At 36.4% G+C, this 13,609-nt stretch carries 12 protein-coding genes and 1 pseudogene; 9 read left to right on the top strand and 4 right to left on the bottom strand.

Annotated elements, in window-relative coordinates:
- Positions 1-6: 6 nt before the first annotated feature.
- The 4 genes and pseudogenes from M4I44_RS00960 to M4I44_RS00975 form a co-directional block, all read right to left on the bottom strand.
- Positions 7-818: pseudogene (locus M4I44_RS00960) on the bottom strand (rhomboid family intramembrane serine protease).
- Entirely contained in the window at positions 818-2,776 is a 1,959-nt protein-coding gene (mutL, locus tag M4I44_RS00965) for a DNA mismatch repair endonuclease MutL (protein ID WP_017494852.1), read from the bottom strand. The pseudogene M4I44_RS00960 and the gene mutL overlap by 1 nt, the downstream one beginning before the upstream one ends.
- A gap of 218 nt (positions 2,777-2,994) precedes the next feature.
- Complete coding sequence (ribH, locus tag M4I44_RS00970) at positions 2,995-3,567, bottom strand: 6,7-dimethyl-8-ribityllumazine synthase (protein WP_017494853.1); 573 nt, start codon at positions 3,565-3,567, stop codon at positions 2,995-2,997.
- A gap of 76 nt (positions 3,568-3,643) precedes the next feature.
- Positions 3,644-4,423 (bottom strand): tetratricopeptide repeat protein, encoded by a 780-nt coding sequence (locus M4I44_RS00975; protein ID WP_017494854.1) that lies wholly within the window; start codon positions 4,421-4,423, stop codon positions 3,644-3,646.
- Between the two features lie 399 nt (positions 4,424-4,822).
- Between M4I44_RS00975 and M4I44_RS00980 the strand changes: the two genes are divergently transcribed.
- The 9 genes from M4I44_RS00980 (at position 4,823) to M4I44_RS01020 (ending at position 13,501) form a co-directional block, all read left to right on the top strand.
- Positions 4,823-5,917 carry a DNA replication/repair protein RecF gene (locus M4I44_RS00980; RefSeq protein ID WP_249966270.1) on the top strand — a complete coding sequence of 365 codons (1,095 nt, stop codon included), beginning with the start codon at positions 4,823-4,825 and terminating at the stop codon, positions 5,915-5,917.
- Positions 5,918-6,024: 107 nt separating this feature from the next.
- On the top strand, positions 6,025-6,723 hold the full coding sequence (locus M4I44_RS00985) for a thioredoxin domain-containing protein (protein ID WP_249966271.1): 699 nt from the start codon (positions 6,025-6,027) through the stop codon (positions 6,721-6,723).
- A gap of 10 nt (positions 6,724-6,733) precedes the next feature.
- The gene (locus M4I44_RS00990) at positions 6,734-7,411 is read left to right on the top strand and encodes a DUF2461 domain-containing protein (protein ID WP_249966272.1); all 678 of its coding nucleotides are present in this window, start codon (positions 6,734-6,736) and stop codon (positions 7,409-7,411) included.
- A 191-nt stretch (positions 7,412-7,602) separates the two neighbouring features.
- The gene (locus M4I44_RS00995; RefSeq protein ID WP_249966273.1) at positions 7,603-8,664 is read left to right on the top strand and encodes a glycosyltransferase; all 1,062 of its coding nucleotides are present in this window, start codon (positions 7,603-7,605) and stop codon (positions 8,662-8,664) included.
- 108 nt (positions 8,665-8,772) lie between these two features.
- The gene (gene hisC / locus M4I44_RS01000; RefSeq protein WP_249966274.1) at positions 8,773-9,873 is read left to right on the top strand and encodes a histidinol-phosphate transaminase; all 1,101 of its coding nucleotides are present in this window, start codon (positions 8,773-8,775) and stop codon (positions 9,871-9,873) included.
- A 129-nt stretch (positions 9,874-10,002) separates the two neighbouring features.
- Positions 10,003-11,016, top strand: coding sequence for a UDP-N-acetylmuramate dehydrogenase (gene murB, locus M4I44_RS01005; protein WP_249966275.1), 1,014 nt, complete (start codon positions 10,003-10,005; stop codon positions 11,014-11,016).
- 138 nt (positions 11,017-11,154) lie between these two features.
- Positions 11,155-11,769: an FMN-binding negative transcriptional regulator gene (locus M4I44_RS01010; protein ID WP_249966276.1), complete on the top strand. Its 615-nt coding sequence runs from the start codon at positions 11,155-11,157 to the stop codon at positions 11,767-11,769.
- Positions 11,770-11,852: 83 nt separating this feature from the next.
- The gene (locus tag M4I44_RS01015) at positions 11,853-12,959 is read left to right on the top strand and encodes a glycosyltransferase (RefSeq protein ID WP_017494863.1); all 1,107 of its coding nucleotides are present in this window, start codon (positions 11,853-11,855) and stop codon (positions 12,957-12,959) included.
- Complete coding sequence (locus M4I44_RS01020; RefSeq protein ID WP_017494864.1) at positions 12,950-13,501, top strand: RNA polymerase sigma factor; 552 nt, start codon at positions 12,950-12,952, stop codon at positions 13,499-13,501. The genes M4I44_RS01015 and M4I44_RS01020 overlap by 10 nt, the downstream gene beginning before the upstream one ends.
- Positions 13,502-13,609: the final 108 nt, after the last annotated feature.

Genomic DNA, 13,609 nt, shown 5'->3' on the forward strand with positions numbered 1-13,609 from the left:
TAAAAATTAATTCCAACGATTGTTATTAAACTGATTTTTTTCCAGTACCACATCATGAAGTACCCAATGACCGCACCTCCAATATGAGCGAAGTGAGCGACTCCTGTACCTCCTCCTCCAAATATAGAATCTCCTTTGAAACCTAAAAACAAATCAATTGCTAAAATTCCGGGTACAAAATATTTCGCCTTAATCGGAATTGGTATAAACATCAGAGCAAGCTCAGCATTTGGAAACATAAAAGCAAAAGCCACCAAAAGTCCGTAAATAGCACCCGAAGCTCCTACCATTGGCACCTGAGTAATTACAGAAGCATTAAATAATCCTTTAAATCCTTCTTCAGTAAGATTGGTCTTTCCAACCCCTTCCAATATTGGCTTAATTTGATCAAAAAACAAATCGGATCTAAAACCCGACCCGTCACTAAAATTTACATTTAAGATCTGATGTAATGTTGCATCTGATAACCCTAAGCTTCTTACCGGCTCTAAAGCTGCCTGGAATTGCAAATAATTTACCCCTATTTGCAATAAAGCGGCACCTAATCCACAGGAGATGTAAAAGAAAATAAACTTCTTTCCTCCCCAAAAATGTTCCAAGGCCGATCCGAAAGAAACCATCGCAAACATATTAAAGGCAATATGCAAAATACCGCCGTGCATAAACATGTGTGTTATGGGCTGCCAAAGTTTAAAAAAATCGCTTTCCGGAAAAAATAGTGCAAAAAACTGCTCGGAAACAGGCACTAACTGCGCACCAATAAAAAATATGATATTAATTATAAGCAGTTGTTTTACGACAGGAGTCATGTTGTTCATCATAAGGCAAACTTTTTATCTATATCTTCTACACGCATCGTGATGAAGGTAGGTTTTTGAAAAGGTGAAATGTTTGGATCTTTGCAGGCAAATAATCCGTTAACCAGATTGTCCTGTTCTTTTTCGGTTAAATACGATCCGGTTTTAACCGCTAAACTTTTAGCCATCGACTTGGCAATGGTATCATTCTGACTGTAACTGTTGGCCGGAATTCCGTCCTGCAAATCACTTAATAACTGTTCGATAACCAGAGAGACTTCGCTTTCGGTAATGTTTACCGGAATTCCGGAAATCACAATATGATCAGTTTGCGCTTCATCAAAAACGAAACCGGTTGTTTCTAAAGAAGGTTTCAGTTCTTCGATCAGTTTCATTTCGGCCGAAGAATAAAATAAATTCAACGGGAACAATAATTGCTGACTGGAAGCCTGATTAACGGTCATATTCAACAAAAACTGCTCGTACAAAATACGCTGATGTGCTCTTTGCTGATCGACAATCACCATTCCGGATTTAATTGGCGATACGATATATTTTTTATGAATCTGATACGTTCCCTGACTCGCTTGTTCAATTTCATTATCGTTAAATAAGGAGGAGGTCACTTCTTCGTTTTCGAAGGTAAACGGTGAACTTTCGATACTTTCTGTCTCTAAACCAGTATACAAACTTTCCCAGCTTGCCGTTGGCTCGACTCTTTTAGAATAACCGGAATAAGAATTTGCTCCTGAGCTATAACTTGAGCCTGAACCTGAATTGGACCCCGAACCTGATCCTGAGCTAAAACCAGAACCCGAACTAAAACCGGAACCTGATCCCGATTTCGCATAATGCTGATTGGTTTTATCATCTGTAAACGGGTTAAAAGTCCCGTCAACCTGAATCGTTGGCGTTTCGGCTTCTAAATCTTTATAATGGTACGGAGTATCTAAATTGGCGTCACGCTCAAAATCTAAAACCGGTGCAACATTAAACTGCCCCAAACTGTGTTTTATAGAGGCTCTTAAAATAGCGTACAAGGCCTGCTCATCATCAAACTTAATTTCTGTCTTGGTAGGATGAATATTGATATCAATCGTATTGGGCGGAACTTTCAAATATAAAAAGTAACTTGGCTGCGAACCGTCTTTCAATAGTCCGTCATAAGCCGCCATTACTGCATGATGCAGATAACCGCTTTTAATGAAACGATCGTTTACAAAAAAGAATTGCTCTCCTCTGCTTTTCTTTGCAAACTCTGGTTTGCAAACAAATCCCTGAACGTTAATGATCTCTGTATCTTCACTTACCGGAACCAATTTCTCATTGGTTTTACCGGACATGATTCCCACAATTCGCTGACGATAACCTGCCGCTGGCAAATTATACAATTCGCTTCCATTGTGGTAAAAGGTAAAATGAATATTAGGATGCGCCATTGCCACACGCTGAAACTCGTCCATAACATGACGAAATTCCACCGTATCCGATTTTAAGAAATTACGACGTGCAGGAATATTAAAAAATAAATTTTTAACCGCGAAAGAAGTTCCTTTAGGCAAAACAGCTTCTTCCTGCGACACAAATTTACTTCCTTCAATTACAATATGCGTCCCCAGTTCTTCCTGATCCTGTTTCGTTTTCATTTCCATGTGCGCAATCGCCGCAATAGAAGCCAATGCTTCTCCACGAAACCCTTTAGTATGAAGCGAAAAAAGATCTTCGGCCTGGCGTATTTTTGAAGTAGCGTGACGTGCAAAACACAAACGTGCATCAGTTACACTCATCCCCATTCCATTATCGATAACCTGAACTAATGATTTTCCGGCATCTTTAATAATCAATTTAATGTCAGTTGCTTTCGCATCAACAGCATTTTCTAACAGCTCTTTTACAACCGAAGCAGGTCTTTGAACCACCTCTCCGGCAGCAATTTGATTCGCAACGTGATCAGGAAGTAATTGAATGATACTCGACATTAAAAAATTTGGGTTAAAGGTTGTCCATCGATTTTTATCGAAAATAATCCGCAAAATCTCAGGGTAATATTATTATTTCAATTCTGGTTTTTAAAACCAAGGTGTACAAATTTAATGAATTTCTGTTGGCTTTTTAAACAACAGCTATCATAAAAAAAACAAAAAACCTATACTATTTTACACAGTATAGGTTTTAGTATTATTAAAACAATTGTGTTTTATTCGTTCTCAATTTTTCTTGGCTTATCTTCGATCTGAAGTGCTCCTGAAGACAACAATGGTTGATTGAACGGGTGTGACATAGAAGCCTGTTGGCGAATATAAGCCATTTTGATTGCAGCGATTGCCGCCTCAGTCCCTTTGTTTCCGTGAATTCCTCCACTTCTGTCAATGGACTGCTGCATGTTATTGTCTGTTAAAACACAAAAAATAACCGGAATATCCGTTTGAACATTCAAATCTTTTATGCCCTGAGTAACACCTTCACATACAAAATCAAAGTGTTTTGTTTCTCCCTGAATCACACATCCAATTACAATTACCGCATCAACGTTTTGTGTTTGCAGCATTTTCTTGGCACCATAAACAAGCTCAAAACTCCCCGGAACATTCCAGCGGATAATTTGATGAGCCGGAACTTCACAATCTGTTAGAGCGTCAAAAGCGCCATTATAAAGTCCTTCGGTAACCGTTTCATTCCATTCAGAAACAACAATCCCAAATCGAAAATCTTTCGCATTTGGGATTGTGTTTTTATCGTATTCTGATAAATTTTTATTTTGAGTAGCCATCTGTATATTTTAGAGTATAAATTTTAGATTGCTAAAATACGAATCTAAAATCTAAATCTGAACTCTGCAATTAAAATTATTGTGCTAATCCGATCAATACATCAACAGCAGCAGCTTCCGGAGTTGCGTCGTAGTTGTCTTTGATATCTGTTAAGTACTTCAAAGCATCTTCTTTTTGACCTAAAGCCAAAGCTGTTTTACCCGCTTTTAGTAAGAAACGAGGAGTAGTGAAATCATTTTTATTAGATTCAGCTGCTTTTACGTAATAATCTAAAGCTTCTTTTTGTTGGTTCTTTTGAGAATAAGCATCTCCAATAGCACCAATTGCCAAAGCTCCTACAATAGCTTCTTTTGATTTAAATTCTCCTAAATATTTAATTGCATCATCGTATTTACCAATGTTCAAAGAAGCAATACCTGCGTAATAGTTCGCTAAATTTCCGGCATCAGTCCCTGAATATTCATCAGCGATTTTAACGAAACCGAATTTACCTTCAGAACCATTTAAAGCCAATTTGTACAGAGAATCACTTGCTACACCATTAGTCGCTTTTTCGAAGTTTTGCTGAGCAACAAACATTTCGCTTGCAGCCTCATCCTGCTTAGGATTTTCAACAAATTTCTGATACGCTAAATATCCTATAGTAGCAATTGCGATACCAGCAACTAAACCAATAATGATTTTTTGATTTTTAGCTACCCAATCCTCAGTTTTTGAAGCAGTTTCATCTAACTTTGAAAAAACACCTGCTGTTGTACTGTCTTTCTCGTCAATAACTACCTGTGTTTCCTCATTTACTTCTTTAACTTCTTTCTCTTTTGGTGCTTTATATCCTCTTTTATTGTAAGTTGCCATTTAAAATTAATTTAGTGAACGGCAAAAATAAAATTTTTATTGAAACCGACGTAAAAAAAATCAATTTTATCACTATTTTAAAAAAAATAATTTCATCAACAACAAGTCCTTCCTCCTCAAGCTGAAAATAATTCCGCTTCAAACCGATCAAAAGCCTTTTATTTCGATAATTTTCGATAATTTGCACCCTCAAATTTTTGCTATTCAAAACAGGATTTTCCTTAGCTATTAGCTAGATTTTTTGCCACAGATTTCACAGATTCTCACAGATTACAAAATTATCATGCTGGATTTAACAAAGAAATCTTTTAAAAATCATTTAATCTGCGGCAAAAGAAACCAGTAACGCGAGGTCTAAATTAATAAACATCCTATTTTTCCCTTAGAGTTTCCAAAAAAATGTATTTAAACAAAATTTCTTTATTCAATTATAAAAACTTCTCCGAAATCAATTTTGATTTCGACCACAAGATCAATTGTTTTGTCGGCAAAAACGGAATTGGAAAAACCAATGTGCTTGATGCGATTTATCATCTGGCCTACGGAAAAAGTTATTTCAATCCTTTGGCCGTTCAAAACATCAAACACGGAGAAGAGTTTTTTGTAATCGATGCCGAATTAGAAAAAAACGACAGGACTGAACAGATTGTCTGCAGTTTAAAAAAAGGGCAGAAAAAGGTTTTAAAAAGAAACGGCAAAGCTTACGATAAATTCTCCGATCATATCGGATTTATTCCGCTCGTTATTATTTCCCCTGCCGACCGTGATTTAATTGTGGAAGGAAGCGAAACGCGCCGTAAGTTTATGGACAGTGTGATTTCGCAATTGGACTCCACTTACTTGCATCAGCTCATTCAATATCAGAAAGTAATTGTACAGCGTAACGCACTGTTGAAATATTTTGCACTGAACCATACTTTTGATAATGATACTTTATCCATATACAACGAACAGCTGAATACTTTTGGTCAATCGATATTCGAGAAACGAAAAAATTTCCTGGAACAATTTATACCTATATTTAATGTACACCATCAGGCCATAACCGGATCGGAAGAAACCGTACAGTTGGTTTACGAAAGTAATTTGTTCGAAAAAGACTTATTGACTCTGCTTAAGGAGAACATCAGCAAAGACCGGGCATTACAATACACAAGCGTAGGCATCCACAAAGATGACCTCTCCTTTGAAATTGATTCACATCCCATTAAAAAATTCGGGTCTCAAGGGCAGCAAAAATCTTTCCTGATTGCTTTGAAACTGGCTCAATTTGAATTTTTAAAGAAACAAAGCGGCGTAAAACCTCTGCTGTTGTTTGATGATATTTTTGATAAATTAGATGAAACCCGTGTGGCTAAAATTATCGAAATGGTCAACAGCGAAACTTTCGGACAGCTTTTTATCTCAGACACGCATCCTGAGCGTACCGAAGCTATTGTAAAATCAACGCATCAGAGTTACAAAATATTTAAATTAGACAATTACGCCAATTAAATAATGTGTCAATGAGATAATTAAATAATGATTTTGATTTATTTCATTATCTAATTGACTAATTAAAAATCATTATTTTAGCAGTTCTATTTTTTAAACACAACCTTATGAAGTTCTCTAAAATTCTATTCCTTATACTTTCTGTCGTATTGATTTCCTGCAACGAAAAAAAATCCGGCATCATTGAAGAAATTACTCCAAAGGATTTTGCCGAAAAAATTAAAACAACCGAAAATGCTCAAATACTGGATGTTCGAACTCCTGAAGAATTTGAATCCAATCATATTGACAATGCGGTAAATGTAAACTGGAACGGTGATGATTTTGAAGCCAAAGTCGCGGCTTACGATAAATCGAAACCCGTTTTTGTATATTGTTTAAGCGGCGGAAGAAGTAAAAAAGCAGCTGCAAAACTTAACGAATTGGGCTTTACCACCATCTATGAATTAGAAGGCGGTATCATGAAATGGAATGCAGAAGGATTTTCCAAACCTTCAACAGCTAACGCAGGAATGACAATCGATGAATTTAACAATTTACTAAAGACAGACAAAAAAGTTCTGGTAGATTTTTATGCAGAATGGTGTGGTCCCTGCAAACAAATGGAACCGTACCTTTTGAAAATGCAAAAAGAAATGGCAGACAAAGTGGTTATCATTCGTATTGATGTGGACAAAAACGAAACTTTAGCGACTCAGATGAAAATCGAACAGCTTCCTACTATGATTTTATACGAAAACAAAACCGAAAAATGGAAAAACATCGGCTTCATCAAAGAAGAAGACTTAAAAAAACAACTGCAATAACAGAGAAGATATGTTAACGAAAGAATCATTGCAATTTTTAGACGATTTAAAGAAGAACAATAATCGGGATTGGTTTCTGGACAACAAGAAACGATATGAAGTTTTCAAAAAAGATTATCACCAATTAGTTAGTGATTTACTGGATGCAATGAAACCCTTGGATCCAGCACTGGAACTATTAGAAGTCAAAAACTGTACTTTCAGGATCAATCGTGATATTCGGTTTTCTAAAGACAAATCGCCATACAAAGCACATTTAGGAATCTGGATGTCTTCAGCCGTCAAAGGCCTCAACCGAGCCGGATATTATGTACATATTGAAAAAGGAGCCAGTTTTATTGCGGGAGGGTTTTATTCGCCTGAAGCCGAAGATCTGAAAAAAATACGCAAAGAAATTGCTTTTTTCCATGAAGATTTGGAAGCGATACTGGCAGATAAAAACTTCAAAAAGGAATTTAGCAGTCTGGATGTCAATGAAAACAACGCTCTCAAAAACCCGCCAAGAGGTTATGAAAAAGACCATCCTGCCATTGCGTTTTTAAAATTAAAAAGCTTTACCGCTACCCAAAAATACAACATCGACGAAGTCACTCAAAAAGATTTCGTTTCGAAAATGAGTCAAAAACTCATCGCCTTAAAACCTTTAAACGAATTCTTTAATCGCGCTTTAGACACTGAGGAATTTTAGAGAAAAACACCGCCACGAATTCACAATTTATTTAAATAATTCGTGAATTCGTGGCGAAAAAAACTTCAAAAAGGATATGCTCCGCCCCAGAAATGCGAGATAAAGTTTGGCGACAGATTTCACCGATTGCCATACATCAAAAAATCCATTAAAAATCTTTTAATCTGTGGCAAAAAAATTAAGTTTGCCAAATGAAAAAAAGAAAAATACTTTTTCTTGGAGAATCTTATCGTGCTGACGCCATTACGTGGATGAAAGGCCTTGAAGAATTTGGCGGTTTTGAAATTTGCACCTGGGAACTTCAAACACCCAACCATTCCAAACTCAGCCGATTCAAACGTATTTTAGAATATCTTTTCTCTCCCCTTTCGATTCGAAAAAAAATCAAACGGGAAAAACCGGACATGATTATTGCCGAAAGAACCACCAGTTATGGTTTTCTGGCAGCAATTTCAGGAATGCATCCTATTGCAATTGCACAACAAGGCCGAACCGATTTGTGGCCGGAAGGTTCAATACTACTTCCTTTTAAAAAGTTCATTCAGAAACACGCCTTCAAAAAAGCAGATTTAATACACGCCTGGGGACCTGTTATGACCATTTCGATGAAAGCAATTGGCGTAGACATGAGTAAAGTTTTAGTGCTCCCAAAAGGAATTGATTTATCCCTTTTCACACCATCAATCAATAACTCAGTAAAAATCGAAGCGATTGTTACACGTTCTTTGCAACCCGAATACCGTCATGATTCCATTTTAAAAGCTTTTGGCATTTTACATCAAAAAGGAATTGACTTTTCATTAACCATTGTGGGTGACGGAACCCGACTACAATCTTTGAAAGACCTAGCCATAGCATTGCAAATTGAAAATAAAGTGATTTTCACCGGAAGAATTCCGAATACAGAACTCCCTAAATTATTACAGCGATCCAACATTTACATCAGCATGCCCATTACCGAAGGAGTATCGGCATCCTTATTTGAAGCCATGGCCTGCAACTGTTACCCGGTAGTTTCGAACATTCCCGGAAACCAAAGCTGGATCAAACATCGTGAAAACGGACAATTGATTGAAATTGACCATATCGAAATGTTATCCGAAGAACTAATCTGGTCTTTTGAAAATTCGGAATTACGAAATCAGGCTATCATCCGAAATAGAAAATTTGTGGAAGAAAATGCAAATTACAGCACCAACATGAAGATTATTTCTAATAGGTATCATGAGCTTCTGGATTTAAAAAGAAATTAAGCTTTCTCAGAAAAATCTGTAAATCCCTTAACAAAAAAAACGTAACTTTTCTTCCGTCGCAACGACCTACTTATTTCATTGAATTGTTTAATTTAATCTGATAAAAAGATGAGTAACAGAAGAATTTGGTTAAAACAAATTGGACTAGGAACTATTGGCCTAGGACTTTACCCTTTTGAAACCTTTGCCAACGGCACTACTGAGCCTATAATACCCTATATCGATAATTCACCCATATTGCTGCGTTCCAACGAAAACCCTTATGGTCCGTCACCAAAGGCACGGGAAGCAATGGCCAAAAGTATCAACATCAGCAATCGATACGGATGGAATCTTTCACCGGAACTCATTACGCTGCTGGCAAAAAAGAATACGGTTTCAGAAAACAATATTCTTTTAGGTGCCGGTTCCACCGAAATTTTAGATTTAGTACTTCAATATACCGCATTGCAAAAAGGCAATTTTATAATCGCCGAAACAACCTTTGATTACTGGACAGCTCCTGCTGAGAAACTAGGCATAAAAAAAATCACTGTACCCTTAACCAAAGATAAAAAACATGATTTAGCTGCGATGCTAAAAGCCATTGATAATGATACCAAAATGGTTTACATCTGCAACCCAAACAACCCTACGGGAACGCTATGTCAAAGAGAAGAACTGATTTCTTTCATCAAAGAAGCCACTCAAAAAACACTTGTTTTTGTAGATGAAGCTTATATCGATTTTACAGACGAGCCATCGCTAAGTGATTTAGTGGTCTCCAATAAAAATCTGATTATTACCAAAACTTTCTCTAAAATGTATGGCCTGGCAGGCGCCCGTATTGGCTATGCTCTCGCACATGCTGCCACGATTGAGGAATTGAGCATTTTGAAATCGTCTCCCAACTTATCCCTCAGTGTTGTCTCTATTGCCGCGGCGATTGCCTCTCTAAACGATGAAAGTTTCATTCGTCAGGTACGCACCTCCAATGCAGAAGTAAAAAAATACACCATAACACAATTGAGTCTTCTTAATTTAACCTGCATCCCATCGTATTCTAATTTTATTTACTTCTCATTAGAAAATTACAAAAAGGACTTTTTCCAGCAATTGAAAGACCACAACATATCAGGAACAAGAATTTACGAAGAAAACGGCAAATGGACCCGAATTACCATAGGCACCATGAAAGAAATGCAACGATTTATTCAAGCCCTAAAATAAGATCAGAGAAAAGATCCCAGCTGTTTTGTACCCTAATTAATATTGGTTATTTTTTAGAAATCCAATGCAAATAAATTATAATCCTTACTTTTGGAGTCAGAATTAATTCTTCAAAAAAGCCTTTTATTTATGGAAATCCAATCCAATTTTTCTTTAAAAAACTACAATACTTTTGGCATCGAAGCCAAAGCCAGACAATTTGTTGCCGTACATACGGTTGCTGAACTGAAAACTATTTTAGAAGAAAACAAAGACGAACAAAAATTTATTTTAGGCGGAGGAAGCAATATGCTTTTAACCAAAGACATCGACGCTTTGGTCGTTCATATTGATTTAAAAGGAAAAACAATCCTCAAAGAAGACGATGATTTTGTCTGGGTTGAAAGTCAGGCCGGTGAAACCTGGCACGACTTTGTTCTTTGGACCATCGACAATAATTTCGGAGGTTTAGAAAACATGTCACTTATTCCCGGAAATGTGGGAACCACACCGGTACAGAATATCGGTGCTTACGGAACGGAAATCAAAGACACCTTTGTTTCGTGCGAAGCGATCAATATTGCCACTCAGGAAATGAAAACGTTCACCAATGCCGACTGTAAGTTTGGCTATAGAGAAAGTATCTTCAAAAACGAAGTAAAAGATCAGTACATCATTACCGCTGTAATTTACAAACTAACGAAACGCAATCATAAAATCAACATCTCATACGGAGATATTACCGCTGAACTGGCTAAAAAGAACATCACTGTTCCTACCTTAAAAGACGTGAGCAATGCTGTAATTGCTATTAGACAGAGCAAATTACCGGATCCGAAAGAATTAGGAAATAGTGGAAGCTTCTTTAAAAATCCGATTTTATTAAAATCTGATTTCGAAAAAATACACCAAAAATTCCCTGAAATGAAATATTACGAAGTTTCGGAAACCGAAGTAAAAGTTCCGGCGGGCTGGCTGATTGAGCAGGCCGGTTTTAAAGGAAAACGTTTTGGTGATGCCGGAATTCACAAAAATCAGGCTCTGGTTTTAGTCAATTATGGCAATGCCACAGGGCAAGAAATTCTGGCGGTTTCCAAAGATGTTCAAAAAACTGTTTTTGATACTTTTGGAATTCAGATTGAAGCCGAAGTAAATGTGATTTAAAAATTGGATCTTTAGATTGTTGGATGGTTATACTTCTTAGATATTTCGATTTTAATCTTAGGATCTTACTATCTCAGTATCTTTGGCGAACCTCTAAACCTTTGTTTCTTTGCCTCCTTGAACCTAAAAAAGAAAAAAATGTACACACCCGACTTATACAAAAACGAAGATCCGGAATCGATTCGGGCTTTTCTAAAAGAAAACAGTTTTGGCATCCTGATCAATCAGACTAATGGAAAATTATGTGCCACACATATTCCGATAGAACTTGAAGTGAATTCGGACGGAAAAGAAATTTTACAAGGCCATCTTTCCAAACTCAATCCGCAAGCAGAAGGTTTTGCCGAAAACGATCAGGTATTAGCTGTTTTTACAGGTCCGCACAGCTACATTTCATCGTCCTGGTACGATCATGAAAATGTTCCAACATGGAATTATATAGCGGTACATGTTTATGGCCGAATCAAAATTGTCGACGAAGCCACTTCTATAGAACAGCTAAAAAAATTAGTCGACAAATACGAAGCGAATTCAGTGAATCCGGTTCGGGTTGAAAATTTATCTACCAAAACCATGCGGGAAGCCAGAGGTATTTTTGGCTTCGAAATTGAGATCGACGAAATTCAGGCTACTAAAAAACTCTCCCAAAACAGGGACGATCATAATTATAAAAACATAATTTCGGAGTTAGAAAAAACCGAAAACCCTCAGGCTATTGCTGTTGCAAAAGAAATGGCAAAATGCCGAAAGTAAATCCGTTTTCAGTATTGAAAATTAGGATTTCATGAGTACATTTGCACTCGCAAGATTCAGAAATTAAAAGACATTAAAATCAGATGCTTATAACTTTATTTTACTTCTTTATTGCTATCGTTTTCATTCAGATTTTCTATTACTTAGGGATTTTTGGAAAGTTCGCTTTCGGCAAACCTCAGGAAATAACTCCAAAGAAAATTCCGGTATCTGTTATCGTCTGCGCAAAAAATGAAGAAGAAAATGTAAAAAAGTTCATCCCTCTTCTTGCGGAACAAAACTACCCTGATTTTGAAATTGTTTTAATTGATGATGCCTCAAGCGATGAAACTCTGGAGGTTTTTGAAGAATTCGAACAACAATACAGCAATATTCGTCTGGTAAAAGTGCAAAACAATGAGGCTTTCTGGGGAAACAAAAAGTATGCATTAACTTTAGGAATCAAAGCTTCAAAAAAAGACTACTTACTTTTTACCGATGCAGATTGTTATCCAACCTCAACAGAATGGATCACTGCAATGACCTCAAGATTCACCATGAACAAAACGATTGTTTTAGGCTATGGCGGATATGAAAAAGTAGAACGTTCTTTATTAAACAAAATCATACGTTATGAAACCGTTTTAACGGCTGTTCAATATTTTTCATGGGCCAAACTGGGACTTCCTTACATGGGTGTTGGTCGAAATTTAGCCTATAAAAAGGAAGAATTTTTTAATGTAAACGGTTTTATCGAGCACATTCAGATTCGTTCAGGTGATGATGATTTGTTTATCAATCAGGCCGCAACTAAAAACAACACTACCATTGCTTACAACCCTGAAAGTTTCACTTATTCTAAACCAAAGGAAACTTACAGAGAATGGTTTACTCAAAAAAGAAGACATGTTTCTACCGCTGAACATTACAAATTTTTTGATAAAATGCAATTGGGGCTGTTTTTCACCTCACAATTATTTTTCTTTTTATCAGCAATTGTATTGCTAGCATTTCAGTTTCAATGGATCGCTGTATTGGCTATTTTAGCAACACGTTACACTGTAGCATGGATTGTTATAGGATTTTCTGCCGGCAAATTAAAAGAAAATGACCTGAAAGTTTGGTTTCCTGTTGTTGAAATCATTCTTATATTCACGCAAATTAATATCTTTATAACTAATATCTTTTCAAAACCGGTATATTGGAAATAAATTCTAAAATAGAAAAAGCTAAAAAAGGCGATCAGATCGCCTTTACTTTTTTATTAGATTATTTCTGGAATGAAGTGTACAGCTTTATGCTGAAGCGTACCGAAAATGAAACCATCGCCGAAGATATTACCATCGAAACCTTCTCTAAAGCTTTCGACAAAATAGCCAGTTACAATTCTGAATTTCAATTCAACACCTGGTTAATTGCTATAGCAAAAAACGTTTATATTGATTTGTTACGTAAAAAGAAAACCAGTCTTTTTATAGAAATCACAGACAACGAAGACCAACAGGCCTACAATATTGCCGACCCTACTCCTTCTGCCGAAGATGCTTTAATTAAAGAACAAAATCTTTCGCGCCTGCTTCAATGCATCAAAGAATTAAAACCTCACTACCAGGAAGTCATCCAGCTTCGTTATTTCCAGGAAATGACTTATCAGGAAATAGCGCTGAAAATCAACGAACCTTTGAGCAATGTCAAAGTAAAATTACTTCGCGCTAAAAAATTACTAGCAGAAATCATCGAACGCAACAGATAATTTATTATCTTTAGATAAAGAATAAAATATCCACGTATTTTTTCTTAAAAAACCTATTTATCCACATACTAAAACAACAACATCTCCGTTGTTAGCTAAAACCAAAAC

Source organism: Flavobacterium sp. B183, assembly GCF_023539155.1.
Taxonomy (GTDB): Bacteria; Bacteroidota; Bacteroidia; order Flavobacteriales; family Flavobacteriaceae; genus Flavobacterium; species Flavobacterium tructae.

What these genes read in the sequence shown, in the direction of transcription:
- mutL (WP_017494852.1), bottom strand. Translation starts at nt 2,776, where the DNA reads ATGTCGAGTATCATTCAATTACTTCCTGATCACGTTGCGAATCAAATT.
- ribH (WP_017494853.1), bottom strand. Translation starts at nt 3,567, where the DNA reads ATGGCTACTCAAAATAAAAATTTATCAGAATACGATAAAAACACAATC.
- M4I44_RS00975 (WP_017494854.1), bottom strand. Translation starts at nt 4,423, where the DNA reads ATGGCAACTTACAATAAAAGAGGATATAAAGCACCAAAAGAGAAAGAA.
- M4I44_RS00980 (WP_249966270.1), top strand. Translation starts at nt 4,823, where the DNA reads ATGTATTTAAACAAAATTTCTTTATTCAATTATAAAAACTTCTCCGAA.
- M4I44_RS00985 (WP_249966271.1), top strand. Translation starts at nt 6,025, where the DNA reads ATGAAGTTCTCTAAAATTCTATTCCTTATACTTTCTGTCGTATTGATT.
- M4I44_RS00990 (WP_249966272.1), top strand. Translation starts at nt 6,734, where the DNA reads ATGTTAACGAAAGAATCATTGCAATTTTTAGACGATTTAAAGAAGAAC.
- M4I44_RS00995 (WP_249966273.1), top strand. Translation starts at nt 7,603, where the DNA reads ATGAAAAAAAGAAAAATACTTTTTCTTGGAGAATCTTATCGTGCTGAC.
- hisC (WP_249966274.1), top strand. Translation starts at nt 8,773, where the DNA reads ATGAGTAACAGAAGAATTTGGTTAAAACAAATTGGACTAGGAACTATT.
- murB (WP_249966275.1), top strand. Translation starts at nt 10,003, where the DNA reads ATGGAAATCCAATCCAATTTTTCTTTAAAAAACTACAATACTTTTGGC.
- M4I44_RS01010 (WP_249966276.1), top strand. Translation starts at nt 11,155, where the DNA reads ATGTACACACCCGACTTATACAAAAACGAAGATCCGGAATCGATTCGG.
- M4I44_RS01015 (WP_017494863.1), top strand. Translation starts at nt 11,853, where the DNA reads ATGCTTATAACTTTATTTTACTTCTTTATTGCTATCGTTTTCATTCAG.